A 16,453-nucleotide genomic window follows, 5' to 3' on the forward strand; every position below is an offset into this window, starting at 1 on the left:
GCGGGACGCAACCCGCCTTCCAGCAGAATGCGGCGGACCGAAGAGACGCTTAAATGGATGTTTTCGTGTTCGGCCAACAGCTCGGCAAAGTGGGTGGCATTGCTTCCGAAGTAGCGCTCCTGATACAGGAGCATAACGCGTTGATTAAGCGAATCGGCCAAGGTATGAGCGGGCTTACGGCCCCGATTCCCATGAGCGATGGCTTGTGCACCTCCGAGGCGATATTTGGCCTTAAGCCGATACGCTTGCCGAATACTGATGCCAAGAATGCGCGCGACATCCTGTTCCGCGAGATGGCCATCGATCCATTTTTCAAGAACCATAGCGCGTTTCAGTTCGCTCTTCGTCAAGGTGATCTGCTCCTTACCCATACTGACATTTTCTCGGATCAGTTACACCCTGACAATATCACAGAACAACGACAGGCACTTCAAAACAGAAATTGACAAAGGCTTCCTCCAGCTTCTTCCAACCTTCCGGTGACGGATTGTCAAGGTACGAACGGAGAAGATGTTCGTTTTGGGGATATGAAAAGAAACGCTCGACCATAAAATCGGTTGAGAGAGAACCCGACTTCTTCTTTGCCCTCTTTTGCGCCTTGCCTTTGGAGTTGTCATAAATCGCGGCAACCCGATTCATGCACATCTCCTCCTTTTATCTGATATTCCTGTAATTTACAGTGTTTCGGAAGCCGGCAAAAACAACCAACTTACAAGATGTGAATAAATTTCAATTAATAGACAAACGGGAAGACCAAAACGATGTGATGGTTAATGATGTGAAGTATTCTTCGTCAATGATTCATGAGGTTTCATGGACAACCTGGATCGTTTGCGGGTAAGTTGGCGGACCAAATGCAACTTTTCGTCAGACGCATCGTCTAACCAATAGGAAATAGCTACTTGAAATGGACGAATAAAGTTATTCGGACAACCGAAAGAAAAAGGCAAGATGAACAAGGGAGGATGACACGATGAAGAAAAAGCTGGCGGCAAGCTTTCTGCTGGGCGTGCTCACGGTTGTGGCGGTTGCCGGGGCGGTGATCGCCGCGGGAAACATCAAGCTGATCATCAACGGGAATACGATCGCGGCGGATGTGCCGCCCAGAATCGTGAACGGCCGGGTTCTGGTGCCGATCAGCACAATCGCGAAGGAACTTCACCAGGATGTCCGGTGGGATGCGAAGAATCAAGCGGTTATCGTCAACCCGGACATATGGAAAAGCGAGATGGATATCAGCCGACCCGAGTGGGTCTCGGCGAGGAACAAGGCGTTGGCATTTTTCATCGCTTACGACGAGCAGGACCTGGAAAAGATGCAGTCCTTGCTGTCCGAAGATTTCACATCCGATCGCGAATTCGTATACAACGGCGGCGTAACCGGAAGAATCGTCGATTTTCGGTTTCGCGATCTGGCCTATGTCGATTCCGTCTGGAGAATGCGCGTTCAGGTCGTATTCAAAGGGGACCGGGATGTTCTGAAAATGGAAGATTGGGACTTTACCTTCTCCGGACCGAATATTTATCAGGGAAAAATCGCATCGATTCAGATATCCAACGAGCGGGAACTGACCGAATATACGGTTTTCCCGGGACTTACGGTCGACAATCAGCATTATTACAAATGACGAATGACACGACGGGAGGAAGGCCATGGATGGGTTCCATGGCCTTCCGGTGTTCAGACGACTTCGCACAGCAGCGCGACAGGCATGGCCCCGCCGCCGCCGTGGGCCAGCTCCACTTTGACGGGGACGGTCGATCGCTTCGGGACAAGCACCTGATGAATTTTGACTGCGCCGGTTAATTGCGATATCTTCGGGACACCATAGGTGGTTCCGTTATTCACCCTCACCGCGCCGATATAGGTTCCTCCCCTTGCATTGAGATAAAGGATTGCTGTTTTATCCGAGTCGGTATTGTTATTCAGGTCGACATTGACCGTATAATTGGCCCCATAGTGACCTTTGTTGTCCAGCGCATTGGCCGAGTCGTAGGAACTGCCGGCCGTAAACAGGTTATCGGTCGATCCATTCGAAATATTGACGCTCTGTCTGCCGCTCCCGAGGTTGAAGGTGATCTTGTTGCCGACAAGGTCTGAAAAGCTCCATGAACCTCTGGGATGCGTTCCGTCGGAAGTTACCGGCGCGCCTTGATGGTTCCTGAAGTTGGCCGTCGAAGAGTTGGCGGCCACCGTACGAACCTTGTACAGCATCTCCGAATTGTCGGAGCTTGCAATATCGAACTCCAGTACGGCACCCCTCACATAGCCGTTGCTGATCTCGAATTCTTTGACGATCCCGAGTCTGTTGGATTCAACGACGCTGTCAACGGGTGTCGTGGAATCGAGGGTTCCGCCAAGCTGCGCCTTGGCGAGGCACAGCCCGGAGCCGGTGAGAAAATCCCGGTTGTTCGGAATTTCCGATGACAATTGCCAGCGCACATTTTCAATTTTCAATTTGCTTGTCGTCGAAGCGTTGCCGACCGTTACGGCGATTCTTGCCTTTGTGCCCAGGTTGTTATAGTGCCAGATGTATACCCGATAGGAAACCCTGGTGAGCCCCCACGCCGTATCATGCCACAGCGTGGCCATGTTGTTGGTGAAGATTCTGCTGTCTTTGAGTTCCTCGGGGTTGTCGCTCACAAACAGCCTGCGACTGGTCCCGCTTCGGGAAGCGCCGGAAATGCTGGTAGGCGTAGGAGCATTCGTTATCGTTGTCGCGGTAAGATCGGTTTGCGAACAGGACATTGTGGAACATCCCCCTTGATCATTTGGTTTTGTTGACAGGCAACATGCCGGGTACGATGGGGGCGTCTGAAACTTTCCCCCCAAGTTTCAGACTTTCTCGTCCCATGCAAGAACAAAGATGAAGCACGTCTGCTCCGGTGGCGGCCGCTTCGTCTTTGTTCTTGTCAGATAAAAGTGTGGCGAGATCCGAAACAAACAACCTGCCGCGAAATTTGAATTCAAAAAAAAAGCGCCCGGCCATCCGATGCGGGTTCAAGCCCGCCTGCCGGGCGGAACGGCATCCGAGCCGCCGCAAGGGATTCCGGTTTTCCCGTCAATCCAACGATTGACAGCCATTTGAGAAAGCGCTATCCTGATTCATGCTAAAACGATCATGCAGCCAACGGAACGGAGGTATCCCATGATCAAAAAGGCCAGCGTCACCGTTCACCCGTCGTACAAAATCGGCATCGTGGACAAGCGGTTGTTCGGCGCGTTTCTGGAACCGATCGGGAACTGGGTGTACGGCGGCATCTACAACCCCAATCATCCGACCGCCGATGACATGGGGTTCCGCCGGGACATCATCGATGCCGTAAGGGAGTTTGATCTTCCCGCGATTCGCCTTCCCGGCGGCAACTTCGTGTCGGGGTGGGACTGGAAAGCGTCCATCGGGCCGCTGGAGCAGCGCCGGGTGCAGCTCGATCTGGCCTGGTTCAAGCTCGAGCCGAACATCATCGGCCATGACGAGTATCTGGAATGGGCCCGCCGCGCGGGTACGGAACCGATGTACACGATCAACCTCGGAACGGAAGGCATCAAGAGCGCCGCGCAGCTCGTCGAGTACTCGGTCCATCCCGGCGGCACGTACTGGTCGGATCTCAGGCGGAAACACGGCCATCCCGATCCGTATCCGATCCGGACCTGGTATCTCGGCAACGAGATGGACGGCCATTGGCAGATCGGCTCCTGGGAGAAGGATCCCGTCGGCTTCGGCATCCGCACCCACGAGATTTCCAAGGTGATCAAATGGATCGACAACAAGGCGGAGACGGTGTTCGCGGGCACGTCGGATCACCACAAACATTTTCCCGAATGGGAGATGGCGGCGCTCGAGCAATGCTACGAGTCGGTCGATTACGTGTCGCTGCACCATTACCATGTCGTGCCGGAAGGCGACATCGCGAACCTGCTCAACTTCTCCTCCGTGCTGGAAGATTACATCCGGACGACCCTTGCCATCTGCGACTATATCCAAACCAAGATCCGCACGCCCAAGAAAATGTACATTTCCTTCGACGAATACGGCGCCCGTTTCGGCAAGCCGGTCGAGGTGCCGTTCGGCCGAAGGGGATGGCACGACGTCACGAAGAGCTACTTCCAGTTCGCGCCGCGCGAGAATGTGTTCAAAAATCCGTTGGATTGGCTGGACGGGGAAGATGCCGAAAGCACGCGGCGGTTCCATGACCATCAGATGCTGACCGCCCTCGCGATGGCGTCGGCGTTGCTCACGTTCCTGCGCCATGCGGACCGGATCAAGATCGCCTGCATGACCGGCGGGCTCCGGAACGCGATCGCCTTCGACGGCCGGCACGTCTGGAAGAACGCGGCCTATTATCCCTTCCATCAAATGAACCGGCTGGCCCGGGGCGGCATGTCGATTCTGCCCGTGGTCGACGGTCCGACCTTCAACACGGAGCAGTTCGCCCTGTCCGGATCGGTCCAATGCCACGCCTACGAGAACGTGCAGGCGATCGAGGCGGCCGCCGTTCACCACGAAGACAGGGGCGAAGCCGTCGTCTTTCTCATCAATCGTTCGGCCGAGCATGACATCCTGGTCGAACTGGACGCGAGAGGATTCGAAGGATACCGGCTTGTCGAGCATCTGGAAATGTACACGGACGATCTGAACAAAGGGAACCGTCACGACATGCCGGACGCGATCATTCCCCGGGCGAATCCCGGAACCCGGATGGATGCCGGGAAGGTGTCGGCGCTGACCAGGAAACTGTCGTGGAACGTGATCCGTCTCGCGAAACCCTGACCAACCGGGAAAGCCGTCATTCCGGCATTCCGGATTCCGGCGTTCTTGACATCTTTCCCGCCATTTCTTATAAAAGGGGTAACACAAATGGAACGGGAAGTATGGGAATGTCCACGATCAGGGAAATTGCCAGGCGGACGAAGCTGTCGGTCGGCACCGTGTCGCTCGTGCTGAACGGCCGCGGCGATGAAATGCGGATCTCGAAAAAGACGCAGCAGCGGGTGCTCGAGGTCGCGCAGGGCCTCGGCTATCTGCCCAATATTTCCGCAAGGCGGCTCAGGCAGCCGGACCTCCGGAACCTGCCGTCCATCGCCACCTTCTGGCCGTCCGATCTCGCGCCGGAACTGCTCGGACGCTTCTTCACGGGGGCGCAAAATCCGATCCTCGAGCAGGAATGCGAGTTCGAAATGACCATTCAGCCCTACAAGCGCGGCAATGTCGACAAAATCAAGGAGATGTGCGACCGGGGCATTTATCACGGCGCGATCATCACGGGCGTATCCGCCGAGGAACAGCGCTGGCTCGAAAACAACAAATTCAGCGTGCCCGCCGTGCTGTTCAATCGGGAAAGCAGCGTCTACAGCTGCGTCTATGTCGATACCTACGAGACCGGCCGCAAGGTCGCGGAGCTGTTCGCCAACCGCGGCCACAGGAAAGTCGGCGTGATCGCTCCGGAACATCTGGTGAACGCGAGGAACAATCATCGCTTCCGGGGATTCGTCGAATCGTGCGCGCGATACGGCCTCGAACTGGAAGACCGCCACATCCAGGTCGCCCCGATGTCGATGGAAGGCGGCAACAGCGCCGCCCGCCGGATCGTGGAAGGGGGAGGCGAGAGGCCGACCGCCATCTTCTTTCCGATCGGCATCATGGCGGTCGGTGCCCTGCCCGTGTTCCATCAAGCGGCCATCCGCATACCGGAGGACCTGGAGATTGTCACCTACGGCGACCATGAAGCCGAGCGATACAGCGTTCCGCCCCTCACGACGGTGAAGCTGCCCGTGGAAGAGATGGCCGCGGCCTGCATCCGGCTTGTGATGGGCCTGATCCAGGATCCTTGCGCGAATCCGAAATCGGTCGTGTTCGAGACACCGTTCATATTCCGCGAGTCCTGCGGCGGATTTGTCAGGGAACTGTAGAACGGCGAAAAAACGGATGTCCGGCCTGCCGTGACATGCGCGGCAGGCATTTTTGTTTTCTTCGGCGCCGGAATGATAACCGATTCCGCTGTTTTGGTCGAAAATTAGACACCATTATCCTTAATGGAAAAATAAAGGTAATTTTTTAGATAATTTTATTTGAAAAATAGGTCCGGGGAATCAGAAAGCGCTTTCGTTTCTTGCCGAAATAATGATTAATTGCCCTTTGAAGGGCGTAAAGGAGGTGAAAAAGAACATGTACGGACGGATGAAATGTTTGCCGCTGCTCCTTCTGCTCTTTGCCGCATTCGCGCAGGCGGCGTCCGCGGATGGTTCTGAAAAATCGACTCAGCAAAAATTCGCCGAGTTGGTTGAGGCCGGATATTTCGAAGGCTTTCCGGATGGCAACGCGGAAGACGGTTCGGTGTCCCGGGCACAATTGGCGAAGTTGCTCGCCATGCTGGAAGGATTGTCGACGGACTCTTCAAGCGGAGAGAATGCAGGCGAAGGAGGGGCATGCGGGTACACGGATGTGGACCCGGCCGACGTGTATGCCCCCTACATTGAGGCTGTCACAAAGGCCAAGCTGATGAATGGCGTCGGCGGCTGCAAGTTCGATCCTTACGGCGATGCGACGATCGAGCATTTGGTCGCCGTGACGGTGAGGGCGCTGAACCTGTCGACATATGAGGATGTTTCTGTCGAAGGCGAAGTGAGCGACTGGGCGAAACAGTATGTGGCGGCGGCGCTCGAGAACGGGCTGATCGGGCCGAGGAACAATTACAAAGTTGCCGCCGATCGCGATTCGCTTGTCGAGGCAGCTTATGGCATGAATGAGCAACATGTCGGGCAAAACGGATTCGGCATTACAACCGCGAAACAGATCGGCGGAAAGCGGGTCGAGGTTCGCCTGAACGCCCCGCCCGATCCGTCGGACATGGAGATCGCGGTCGTCCGCGGCTCCGATCGAACGCCCGTCGGCATCGAGTCGCTCGAATGGAGCGAGTACGGCTACCGGGTCGTCTTGCAACTTGCAGAACCGCTGGACGGCGGGCCTTACGAGGTCTCCATTTCGGGTTCGGACTCGATTGATCCGAATCAGGCCGCGTACGGGTTCACGACGGAGGCGGAGCGGGTGTCCGGGCTCGAATGGGGCGGACCGGATACGCTGCCGTACAACGACCATGTCGAGGTGCCGTTCTTCGTCCTGAACCAGTTCGGCGAGGCGATGGACGCGAAGGACATGGAAATCCGCTTCGCCGCGACCAACGCGTCGATCGAACGGATACCGGAACGGTCGGCTGTTCTGGTGCATCTGCTGGAAAAAGCCAAACCGGGCGACAGCGTCGATCTTGCCATCCTGCATGCAAATTCCGGGCTGCTCGAGACCAAAACCTATCAGGTCGGTGAAAGCCGGGTCGTCTCGGCGATCGAAATCGACGGCGTTCCGGCCGAGCCGCTGGAGCCCGGCCGGTCCGCGGAGCTGATCGTCCGCGTGTACGATCAGTACGGCGGTCTGATCAAGGACGTGGATTGGCTCATGCGCGAACTGGTCGCCGTTTCCGGGAACCTGCGCCTGGTCGTCGTCTCTCCGCTTGAGATGGACGGCTCCGGCAACATCGTCCTGCGGGCAAATGCGAGCCTGTTCGTCCGGGAGGATGCGATCGTGACCATCACGGTGAGAGCCCGCCCGGGTTCGCCAAGCGCAACGGCAACCCTGGCGGTAAAGCAGGGGGAGGACTTCTTCCCCGTGCCGATCGTGTTCATGCCGCCCGGCAATCCGACGGTGACCGACGAAGTCTATACCGTCGGGAGCAATTTCGCCCATGTGACGATCGAGACGGACGATGCGACGCAGGTTTATTACTACTATGAAAGAAAAGACGCGTCACCGGATGTGTATCCGGCATCCGAGGTCATGAACCGGGCGCTCGCGAAACGGCAGGGCGACAGTGTCGCCGTTTCTGCCGACAAGGCGTCTTTCACCCTGATGGATCTGGATTTCGGCCGGGAGTATGAACTGTTCGTGGTGGCCGCCGATTCGTCGGGCCGGCTCTCGGACGTGCAGGTTTACGAACTCACGACAGGGTATCTGAGCAGTTATTTGCATCTGGTGTATGACGGGAGCAATCCCGACACGGGCAGATGCGTCTTCGTATTTGACGCGGGTCACGAATTCAACCCGAATGCCTACTACCTGCTCGCCGACGAGCCCGTACATGCGACAGTCCGTGAGATCATCGACCGCGGAACCAGGGTTGACCACGGCATGTTCGTCTTCGAGCTGAACGGCCGGGTGCAATATCTGTATGTCGTCTATGAGATCGGCGGAGAGTACGAACTGTTCGCCTACGCATCCGATTCGTTCCCCGAGTTCTGATGACCGCAGCACCACCGTCTTGCCCTCTCCTGCCCCGGCGGCCTGACCGCCCGGGCGGGCTTTTTTTTCGGACTTGAGGTTGGCGGTACACGAAAATGGATATCACCCGACAATTCCGTTATAATGGTCACAGGCATCACGACCGTCAAGGGAGGGAGATAGCCGCTCAATGGACCATATCATCTTTGAGGTCGGTACCGCGCTTCTGCTCATCGCATTGTTCTCGCTCATCGCCGGCAAACTGCGGATGTCCATCATCCCTTTCCTGATCGTGCTCGGGATGCTGGTCGGGCCGCACGCTCCGGAGCTCGGCTTCATCGATCTGACCTTCGTCGGGAGCCAGGAAGTCATCTCGTTCCTGGGCAAAATCGGCGTGCTGTTCCTGCTCTTCTATGTAGGGCTGGAATTCTCCGTATCGAAGCTGGTCCGATCGGGAAGAAAGATCGTGTTCGGAGGTTCCGTTTATGTTATTTTAAATTTTGTGCTCGGCCTCGGATTCGGTCTCATCGCCGGATTCCCGATCTATGAAGCGCTGATGATCGCGGGGATGATGTCCGTGTCGTCGACGGCGATCGTCGCGAAGACGCTCGTGGACCTTCGCCGGACGGGTAACTCGGAGACGGAGCTCATTCTCGGCATGGTCCTGTTCGACGACCTGTTCCTGGCCGTCTTCCTGTCCATCATGTCCGGCCTGCTGCTCGGGGGCGGGACGACGGTACTGGGCGTTCTGACGTCCGTCGGCATTTCGGTCGGCTACATGCTGCTGTTCTTCCTCATCGGCAACCGGGGCAGAACGATATTGAACAGGCTGCTCAACATTACGTCGAACGAGATTTTCATCATCGTCATCTTCGCCATCCTGTTCTTCGTCGCCGGTTTTTCGGAGAAGCTGCATGTGGCGGAGGCGATCGGCGCGCTGCTGCTCGGCCTGGCGCTCTCGGAGACCGAACACAGCAAGCGCATCGAGCACCTGGTCGTGCCGTTCCGCGACTTCTTCGGCGCCGTCTTCTTCTTCAGCTTCGGTCTCGGCATCGACCCGACCTCCCTCGGCGGAGCCGTCGGGTACGCCGTGGGCGCGGTCGTCATCACGCTCATCGCCAACATCGCGGCGGGCATGATCGCGGGCCGCAGGGCCGGTCTGTCGCACAAGGCGTCGATGAACATCGGGCTGACCGTCGTGGCGCGGGGCGAGTTCACGATCATCGTGGCGAACCTGGCGGCTGCGGCCGGGCTGGCCTCCATGATTCAGCCGTTCTCCGCGATGTATGTCCTCATCCTGGCGATTGCCGGACCGCTCCTTGCGAAGGAGTCCAAACATATCTACGCGGTGCTGAACCGCATCTTCGGCTGGAGCAAGGCGAAAGAGCCTCTCAAGCACAGGGGTACCGAATAATCGAACGGAGGATGCAGTGAGGAATGGCTATCATTCACGAGTCGGACTTGCCTGGCATCGGCAAGAAATTTCAGATCGACGCCAATTCGGGGGATAGACTGGTCATCGTCATCCATGACGATGGCAGAAGGGAGCTTTACCATTTCGAGGACGACGATCCGGAAGAGACGATCTCGCAGGTGACGCTCGACGACGAGGAAGCGAGACAGGTCGCGTCCATCATCGGGGGCATGCAGTACAAGCCGAAGCAGCTCGAGATGCCCCAGGTGTCGCTGGACGAACTTGTCATCGAATGGGCCAAGGTGGAGCCCCACAGTCCGAGCGTCGGCAAGACGATCGCCGAGCTGCAGGTTCGCCAGCGGACCGGAGCGACGATCCTGGCCTTCGTGGAGAAGGGCAGGCAGAAGATCAACCCCGGGCCGGACGACCGGCTGGAGGCCGACATGACGGTCGTCGTCGCGGGCGACCGGCAGCAGATCAAGAAGTTCAACGAATTGCTGCACAACGGCTGATCGCATTTCGAGGGGGAGAAAAAGGCTGGTCCCGCGGATCGGCCTTTTTCTGCTTTCGGACGCTTGCGGGTCACGATCATCCGTCGGCAATGACAACAGGAGAAAGGAGCTGGCCGATGTACCGCTCATTGGAAGCCTGCCTGCTGGATCTGGAACGGCACGGCCATCTGGTCCGGGTCCGCGAGGAAGTGGATCCCGAACTGGAGATGGCCGCGATCCATCTGCGCGTGCACGAGGCCGGCGGACCGGCGCTGCTGTTCGAGAACGTGAAGGGGACGCGCTACCGCGCCGTGTCGAACCTGTTCGGCACGCGCGAGCGGAGCCGGTTCATTTTCCGCCGCACATGGGAAGCGGCGCAGCGCGTGATCGCGTTGCGGAACGATCCGGTGCGGGCGCTCCGGGAGCCGCTGCGGCACGCCGGCGCCGCTCTGGCGGCGCTGAACGCGCTGCCGAGGCGCGTGCGCCATGCGGCCTCCGCGTTCGAAGAGATCGCGGTGGCCGATCTGCCGCACCTCAAGTTCTGGCCGAAGGACGGCGGGGCGTTCATCACGCTGCCGCAGGTGTATACGGAGGATCCGGACAAGCCCGGACCGATGCACGCAAACCTCGGCATGTACCGCGTGCAGCTCGACGGCAACGAGTATGTTCCGGGCCGCGAGATCGGCCTGCACTATCAAATTCACCGCGGCATCGGCATTCACCAGCACAAGGCGGCGCGCAGGGGCGAACCGCTCAAGGTGAGCATTTTCGTCGGCGGTCCGCCCGCCCACACGCTGGCGGCCGTCATGCCGCTGCCCGAGGGGCTCAGCGAGCTGCTCTTCGCCGGGTTGCTTGCCGGCCGCCGGTTCCGGTACGGTTACGACGCGGACGGTCACTTCATCAGCGCGGACGCCGATTTCGTGATCACGGGCGAGATCCGTCCCGGCGAGACGAAGCCGGAAGGGCCGTTCGGCGACCATCTCGGCTATTACAGCCTCGTGCATCCCTTTCCCGTCATGCACGTGCGCAGGGTGTACGCGAAGCGGAACGCGATCTGGCCGTTCACGGTCGTCGGCCGACCGCCGCAGGAGGACACCGTCTTCGGAGAGCTGGTCCATGAGCTGACCGGCGAGGCCGTCAGGCAGGAGATTCCCGGCGTGAAGGAGGTGCACGCCGTCGACGCGGCGGGCGTGCATCCGCTGCTGCTCGCGATCGGCAGCGAGCGGTACACGCCGTATGCGGAGCTGCGCCGGCCGATGGAACTGCTCACGATCGCGAACCGGATCCTCGGCACGGGGCAGCTCAGCCTGGCGAAATATCTGTTCATCGCCGCCGAGGAGGACCGGCCGCTCAGCACGCGGCGGATCGAGGCATTTTTCGGCTGGGTGCTCGAGCGGATCGATCTCAGGCGGGACATCCATTTTCAGACGAACACGACGATCGACACCCTCGACTATTCCGGCACCGGGCTGCACGAGGGCAGCAAGGTCGTCTTCGCGGCATGCGGCCCGAAGCGGCGGAGCCTGTGCACGGAAGTGCCGGCGGCGCTGCGGGAGCTCGGGGAATTCGGCGGCGCGCGGCTCGCCATGCCGGGCGTCGTCGTGTTGGAAGGGCCGGCGTTCACCGGCTACGGGAAGGCGGAGCGGCAAATGCGCGGGCTGACGGACGCGCTGGCCGCGCGCGGGCCGCTGGACGAGTGTCCGCTCATCGTGATCGTCGACGACAGCGGATTCGCCGCCGCATCGCTGCGCAACTTCCTGTGGGTGACGTTCACCCGCAGCAATCCGTCGCACGACATCTACGGCGTCAACGCCGGATACGCCTGGAAGCATTGGGGCTGCGACAACGTAATCATCGACGCGCGGTCGAAACCCCATCACGCGCCGCCGCTCGAACCCGATCCGGCGGTGGAGAAGCGGATCGACCGGCTGTTCGCGCGCGGCGGCAGCCTGGCCGGCATTCTGTAGGCGGCCGCGCCATGTCCGCCGTCCGCGGTCCGGACGGCGCGCGGAGCGGGCGCGAACCGTTTCCGGGCGCGAACCGGAGTTGTGCGGGCCGGTCGGGACGGATCGAGCCTGTGCCGTCCGGTCGGGGCGCGGGGCGGTTCAGGGCGCGGGTCGTTCCGGGCGAGGACCGGAAGGAGTTCCGGCATCCGGCGTCGAATCCGGAAAAGGAAACGTTTTTCTTCCAAGGAGCTGGGAACGTTGTACCTTCATCTGCTGCAGAAACCGGAGCACAAAATCGCCTTCATGAAGCTGGCGCGCCATCTGGCAGGCGCGGACGGCTTCGTCGCAAGCAACGAACGCAGCTATCTGCACGCCTTCATGGACGAACTCGGACTTTTGGAGGAACCGGAGACGTCTTGCGACGCTCCGGCCGATATCGAAAGCTGGCTCAGGGGGATTCAGGATGAGCCTGTCAAGCGCGTGTTCCTCGCGGAGCTGATGCTGCTGGTGCTGGCGGACGGCAACATGGGCGAGCACGAGCGGCGGATCATCGGGGAAGTGAAGCGCGTGTTCGGGTTTTCGGACGAGGTGTTCGAGCGGTTCCTGGACTGGGCGAACCGGATGGATCGGCTCCGAACGGAGGGCGTGAAGCTCATCCTCGATCCGGAACGGTGACGCGATCCGGGCAAAGACAAGCCTCCCGGCCACGGGGCCGGGAGGCTTTCCTGCTTGCGGCGGGCGATGCCGGCGCGAACGGCCGACCGGATGACGGAACCCTCGTCCGGGCACGGCTCGCCTGCCGGCGGATCACCCGGACGGGCGGAAAAGGGCGCGGCCGCGGGAGAGCCGGCGGCCGGACGGCATCAACGCATCCGACGGACGGCCGGACGTCAACCGGCCGTCTTGTACCAGACCCGGAAGCCGAACGGCTCGAGATCGACGTCGGCCAGGCCGCCGGGCACGTCCAGCGCCTCCCGCGTGCGGACGTCCGTCCACTTGCCTTCGCCGAGCGGAATCTGCGCCGACGCGGGCCGGTCCTGGTTGTTCACGACGATCGCGTATTGCTCTTCTCCGGCAACGCGCGCATAGGCGAACACCCGATCGCCGGGTTCGGCGCGCAGTACGCGGAACTCGCCGGTGCGCAGCGCTTCGGCGCCGCGGCGCAGCGCGATCAGCCAGCGGTAGAACCCGAGCAGGTCCCGGTTCTGGCGCGCCGGGTCCCATTCCATGCATTTCCGGCAGCCGGGGTCGTGGCCGCCCGTCAGTCCGATCTCGTCGCCGTAGTAGATGCAGGGCACGCCGACGAACGTGAACTGCACGAGGGCGGCGAGCTTCATGAGCGCCGTGTTCCCGCCGCACCGGGTGAGCAGGCGCGGCGTGTCGTGGCTGCCCAGCAGATTGAAGGCGACCTCCGTCGCCCTCGTCGGATAGGAGGCGAGCAACCGGCCGAGCCGGTCGGCGAACCCCTTCGCGTCGAGCGTCCGCTCGACGAAGAAGTCGAGCACGGCCGTGGTGAACGGGTAGTTCATCACCGCGTCGAACTGGTCGCCCTGCAGCCAGGGCAGCGCGTCGTGCCAGATCTCGCCGAGGATGTAGGCGTCGGGCTTGACCGATTTCACGGTGTCGCGGAACTTGCGCCAGAACTTGTGGTCGACTTCGTTCGCGACGTCGAGCCGCCAGCCGTCGATGCCGGCCTCCTCGATCCAGTAGCGGGCGACGCCGAGCAGATATTCCTGCACTTCCGGATTTTCCGTATTGAACTTCGGCATGTGGTCCGTAAACGCGAACGTCTCGAAGGTCGGGATGCCGTCCTTCACGCTGAGCGGCCATTCCCGCACGTGGAACCAGTCCGCGTACCGCGATTTTTCTCCCTTCTCCAGGCAATCCTGGAACGGCGGGAAGGTGCGGCCGGCGTGGTTGAACACGGCGTCGAGCAGGACGCGGATGCCGCGGGCGTGGCAGGCGTCGACGAGCTCCTTCAGCTTCTCGTTCGTGCCGAAATGCGGGTCGACCTTCAGGTAGTCGCGCGTGTCGTATTTGTGGTTCGAAGGCGCCTCGAACACCGGCGTGAAATAGATGGCGGTGACGCCGAGCTCCGCAAGGTAGTCGAGATGGTCGATCACGCCCTGCAGATCGCCGCCGAAGAAATTCGACGGCGTCGGTTCGCCGCCCCAGGGCTCCACGCCTTCCGGATCGTTGGACGGATCGCCGTTCGCGAACCGTTCGGGGAAAATCTGGTAGAACACCGCGTCCTTCACCCATGCCGGCGGTTCGAAGATATCGCACGGGTTGATGTACGGATATTCGAACAGATGCTGCGGGCCGGCGGGTTTGTCCGGCGAGAAGCCGCGCTCGGTGAGCCACATTTCGCTTTCGCCGTCGACGATCCGGAACGCGTAGCACAGCCGTCGGTAAGGCGGCGTCACGGGCGCCCGCCAGTAGTCGAACAGCGCGTCGGAGGCGAATTTGCGCATCGGAAGCAGGACGGACGTCCGATCCCACGCGTATTTGTCGCCGGCGAGCACGCTCACGTCCCGCACATCGTCCCGCTTCGTCCTGATCCTCAGTTCCACCGTGCCGGGGCCGATGGCGCTGGCCCAATTCCCCTTGGGCCGGTGTTCGATCGCTTCGAGCAGCATGGTCCCGATTCCTCCCGTATGGCGTCCAGATTGTGTCCTCCGTGGTCAATGGTCCCGACAAAAAAAGTACAACCCCGAGCCCGAACCAGCCGAGGTTGTACCCTTTGGGGTAGCATTGCCTTCAGATTGTCGATTCCAGTATATCAGGCGGCTTTTGCGCAGGTCAAGGCCGCGCGGTCCCCCTCCTCGCCCCCCAAACACGCTCTCCCTGCCGGGGTTTTGGATGGGATGGACGGCACGGGTGCCCCTGTTGAGCGAAAGGAGATGGTCAAGGCCCGTACCTTCTCCGCACCGCGCGCATATGCTGTCGGCAGGACAGGTATCCGTTTTTTCGGGGGAGGAGGCGAACGGCATGACGCGCGAGCAGTTTTTCCGGACGCTGGCGCCGATCGCGATCCGCGTCCGGCGCGAAGGTTCGCCGCTTTTCGTATCGGTCCGGCTGGCGCAGAGCCTGCTCGAGACCGGAGGAGTGATCCCGTCCTGGAACAATGTGTGCGGCATCAAGGTCGGCAGCGGCAAGCCGAACGCGCACTGGCGGGGCAAAACCGTCAACCGCAACACATGGGAGGTGCGCGACGGCCGGAGCGTCGTCGAGGCGGCCGACTTTCGGGCTTATGACAGCGTCTACGACTGCTACAAGGACCAGGACCTGCTCCTGCAGCTTCCGCGCTATGCGCCGGTCCGCGCCGCCGACACGCCGGAGCGTCAGGCGCGGGCGCTGCAGGCCAGCGGTTACGCGACGGACCCGCACTACGCGGACAAGCTGATCGACATCCTGAACGCCCACGACCTGCGGCGGTATGACCGGGAAGCGGACGGAGCGCCGGCAAGCGGCACCGTGCCGGAGGCGGACGGGCCGGAAGGGGACCGGATCATGCACGGAACGCCGGTCGTGATCGAGCTGAACGGCGACCGGATCGCGGACGGCTTCGTGATCGCGGGGGTCACGTGGGGACCGGCACGGTTGATCGGCGAAGCGCTCGGCGCCATCGTCGGCTGGAAGACCGGCGAGGTGCTCATCAACGGCGAGCCGTATCCGACGAAGTTGGTCGATGGTTCGGGCTTCGTGCCGGTCCGCCGGCTGGCCGAATCGCTCGGCGCCCGCGTCGCCTGGGACGGCGCCGCGCGGAAAGTCTCGATTTGGCGTTGAGGCCGGAGGGGTGGGATCGAAATGGCGCTTCACGTCACACCCGGACTGGTCCTGTCGTCTGCGGGAGCGGTGCTCGGCTCCATCCTTTCGTTCGCGTACGGCGGCTGGTCCGAGGCGCTCACGGCGCTCGTCGTCGCGATCGGGGTCGATTACGTGACCGGCGTGGCGGCGGCGGTGAAGCAGAAGCAGGGGCTGTCCAGCGCGATCGGCTTCCGCGGACTCGCGATGAAGGGGGTCATGCTGCTCGTCATTCTGCTTGCCCACCGGATCGACGTGCTGCTCGGCAGCGGATCGGCGGTCATGAGCGGTGCCATCTATTTCTACCTGGTCAACGAGCTGATCTCGATCGCGGAAAATTGCGGCGAACTCGGCGTGCCGTTTCCCGACAAGCTGAAATCGCTGATCGCGGTGCTGCGCGACCGGCAGCCGCCCGACCGGCAGTGACGGGAGCCGCCGGGGCCCGGCCGGGCGCTCCGTCCGCGCCCCTTGACCCCCGCGCCGATCACCGGCTATAATAAGAACACATGTTCGCATCATGGAGGGA

General features: G+C 60.9%; 14 protein-coding genes. 10 read left to right on the plus strand and 4 right to left on the minus strand.

Annotated elements, in window-relative coordinates; genetic code table 11:
* Both A9Z00_RS15530 and A9Z00_RS15535 read right to left on the minus strand, forming a co-directional pair.
* Positions 1-350 (minus strand): helix-turn-helix domain-containing protein (locus tag A9Z00_RS15530; protein ID WP_296979333.1); only part of this gene is annotated, 350 nt, incomplete at its 3' end.
* 58 nt (positions 351-408) lie between these two features.
* Complete coding sequence (locus A9Z00_RS15535) at positions 409-639, minus strand: hypothetical protein (RefSeq protein ID WP_296979335.1); 231 nt, start codon at positions 637-639, stop codon at positions 409-411.
* 334 nt (positions 640-973) lie between these two features.
* Between A9Z00_RS15535 and A9Z00_RS15540 the strand changes: the two genes are divergently transcribed.
* The gene (locus A9Z00_RS15540; RefSeq protein ID WP_296979338.1) at positions 974-1,627 is read left to right on the plus strand and encodes a stalk domain-containing protein; all 654 of its coding nucleotides are present in this window, start codon (positions 974-976) and stop codon (positions 1,625-1,627) included.
* Positions 1,628-1,680: 53 nt separating this feature from the next.
* On the opposite strand, the gene A9Z00_RS15545 is transcribed toward A9Z00_RS15540, so the two are convergent.
* Positions 1,681-2,643 (minus strand): hypothetical protein, encoded by a 963-nt coding sequence (locus tag A9Z00_RS15545; RefSeq protein WP_296979340.1) that lies wholly within the window; start codon positions 2,641-2,643, stop codon positions 1,681-1,683.
* A 505-nt stretch (positions 2,644-3,148) separates the two neighbouring features.
* On the opposite strand from A9Z00_RS15545, the gene A9Z00_RS15550 reads away from it, so the two are divergent.
* The 7 genes from A9Z00_RS15550 (at position 3,149) to A9Z00_RS15580 (ending at position 12,795) form a co-directional block, all read left to right on the plus strand.
* Positions 3,149-4,771: an alpha-L-arabinofuranosidase C-terminal domain-containing protein gene (locus tag A9Z00_RS15550; protein WP_296979342.1), complete on the plus strand. Its 1,623-nt coding sequence runs from the start codon at positions 3,149-3,151 to the stop codon at positions 4,769-4,771.
* Positions 4,772-4,878: 107 nt separating this feature from the next.
* Positions 4,879-5,910, plus strand: a complete 1,032-nt coding sequence (locus A9Z00_RS15555) for a LacI family DNA-binding transcriptional regulator (RefSeq protein WP_296979344.1) — start codon at positions 4,879-4,881, stop codon at positions 5,908-5,910.
* A gap of 589 nt (positions 5,911-6,499) precedes the next feature.
* Positions 6,500-8,290, plus strand: a complete 1,791-nt coding sequence (locus tag A9Z00_RS15560) for a hypothetical protein (protein WP_483316333.1) — start codon at positions 6,500-6,502, stop codon at positions 8,288-8,290.
* Positions 8,291-8,459: 169 nt separating this feature from the next.
* A complete protein-coding gene (locus tag A9Z00_RS15565; protein WP_296979347.1) occupies positions 8,460-9,683 on the plus strand; it encodes a cation:proton antiporter in 1,224 nt (407 codons plus the stop codon).
* 23 nt (positions 9,684-9,706) lie between these two features.
* Positions 9,707-10,195 (plus strand): cation:proton antiporter regulatory subunit, encoded by a 489-nt coding sequence (locus A9Z00_RS15570; RefSeq protein ID WP_296979348.1) that lies wholly within the window; start codon positions 9,707-9,709, stop codon positions 10,193-10,195.
* Between the two features lie 116 nt (positions 10,196-10,311).
* Entirely contained in the window at positions 10,312-12,141 is a 1,830-nt protein-coding gene (locus A9Z00_RS15575; protein WP_296979350.1) for a UbiD family decarboxylase, read from the plus strand.
* A 237-nt stretch (positions 12,142-12,378) separates the two neighbouring features.
* Positions 12,379-12,795, plus strand: a complete 417-nt coding sequence (locus A9Z00_RS15580) for a tellurite resistance TerB family protein (protein WP_296979352.1) — start codon at positions 12,379-12,381, stop codon at positions 12,793-12,795.
* Between the two features lie 215 nt (positions 12,796-13,010).
* Here A9Z00_RS15580 and A9Z00_RS15585 read toward each other — a convergent pair whose 3' ends face one another.
* Complete coding sequence (locus A9Z00_RS15585; RefSeq protein ID WP_296979355.1) at positions 13,011-14,759, minus strand: alpha-glycosidase; 1,749 nt, start codon at positions 14,757-14,759, stop codon at positions 13,011-13,013.
* 352 nt (positions 14,760-15,111) lie between these two features.
* Between A9Z00_RS15585 and A9Z00_RS15590 the strand changes: the two genes are divergently transcribed.
* Both A9Z00_RS15590 and A9Z00_RS15595 read left to right on the plus strand, forming a co-directional pair.
* A complete protein-coding gene (locus A9Z00_RS15590; RefSeq protein WP_296979356.1) occupies positions 15,112-15,909 on the plus strand; it encodes a glucosaminidase domain-containing protein in 798 nt (265 codons plus the stop codon).
* A 21-nt stretch (positions 15,910-15,930) separates the two neighbouring features.
* Positions 15,931-16,353, plus strand: a complete 423-nt coding sequence (locus tag A9Z00_RS15595) for a phage holin family protein (protein ID WP_296979358.1) — start codon at positions 15,931-15,933, stop codon at positions 16,351-16,353.
* Positions 16,354-16,453 lie beyond the last annotated feature (100 nt).

The organism is Thermobacillus sp. ZCTH02-B1 (assembly GCF_002159085.1).
Lineage (GTDB): Bacteria > Bacillota > Bacilli > Paenibacillales > Paenibacillaceae > Thermobacillus.

Excerpts from the sequence above, each read along its gene's own strand:
- A9Z00_RS15535 (WP_296979335.1), bottom strand. The coding sequence starts at position 639 with ATGAATCGGGTTGCCGCGATTTATGACAACTCCAAAGGCAAGGCGCAA.
- A9Z00_RS15540 (WP_296979338.1), top strand. The coding sequence starts at position 974 with ATGAAGAAAAAGCTGGCGGCAAGCTTTCTGCTGGGCGTGCTCACGGTT.
- A9Z00_RS15550 (WP_296979342.1), top strand. The coding sequence starts at position 3,149 with ATGATCAAAAAGGCCAGCGTCACCGTTCACCCGTCGTACAAAATCGGC.
- A9Z00_RS15555 (WP_296979344.1), top strand. The coding sequence starts at position 4,879 with ATGTCCACGATCAGGGAAATTGCCAGGCGGACGAAGCTGTCGGTCGGC.
- A9Z00_RS15560 (WP_483316333.1), top strand. The coding sequence starts at position 6,500 with ATGAATGGCGTCGGCGGCTGCAAGTTCGATCCTTACGGCGATGCGACG.
- A9Z00_RS15565 (WP_296979347.1), top strand. The coding sequence starts at position 8,460 with ATGGACCATATCATCTTTGAGGTCGGTACCGCGCTTCTGCTCATCGCA.
- A9Z00_RS15570 (WP_296979348.1), top strand. The coding sequence starts at position 9,707 with ATGGCTATCATTCACGAGTCGGACTTGCCTGGCATCGGCAAGAAATTT.
- A9Z00_RS15575 (WP_296979350.1), top strand. The coding sequence starts at position 10,312 with ATGTACCGCTCATTGGAAGCCTGCCTGCTGGATCTGGAACGGCACGGC.
- A9Z00_RS15585 (WP_296979355.1), bottom strand. The coding sequence starts at position 14,759 with ATGCTGCTCGAAGCGATCGAACACCGGCCCAAGGGGAATTGGGCCAGC.
- A9Z00_RS15590 (WP_296979356.1), top strand. The coding sequence starts at position 15,112 with ATGACGCGCGAGCAGTTTTTCCGGACGCTGGCGCCGATCGCGATCCGC.
- A9Z00_RS15595 (WP_296979358.1), top strand. The coding sequence starts at position 15,931 with ATGGCGCTTCACGTCACACCCGGACTGGTCCTGTCGTCTGCGGGAGCG.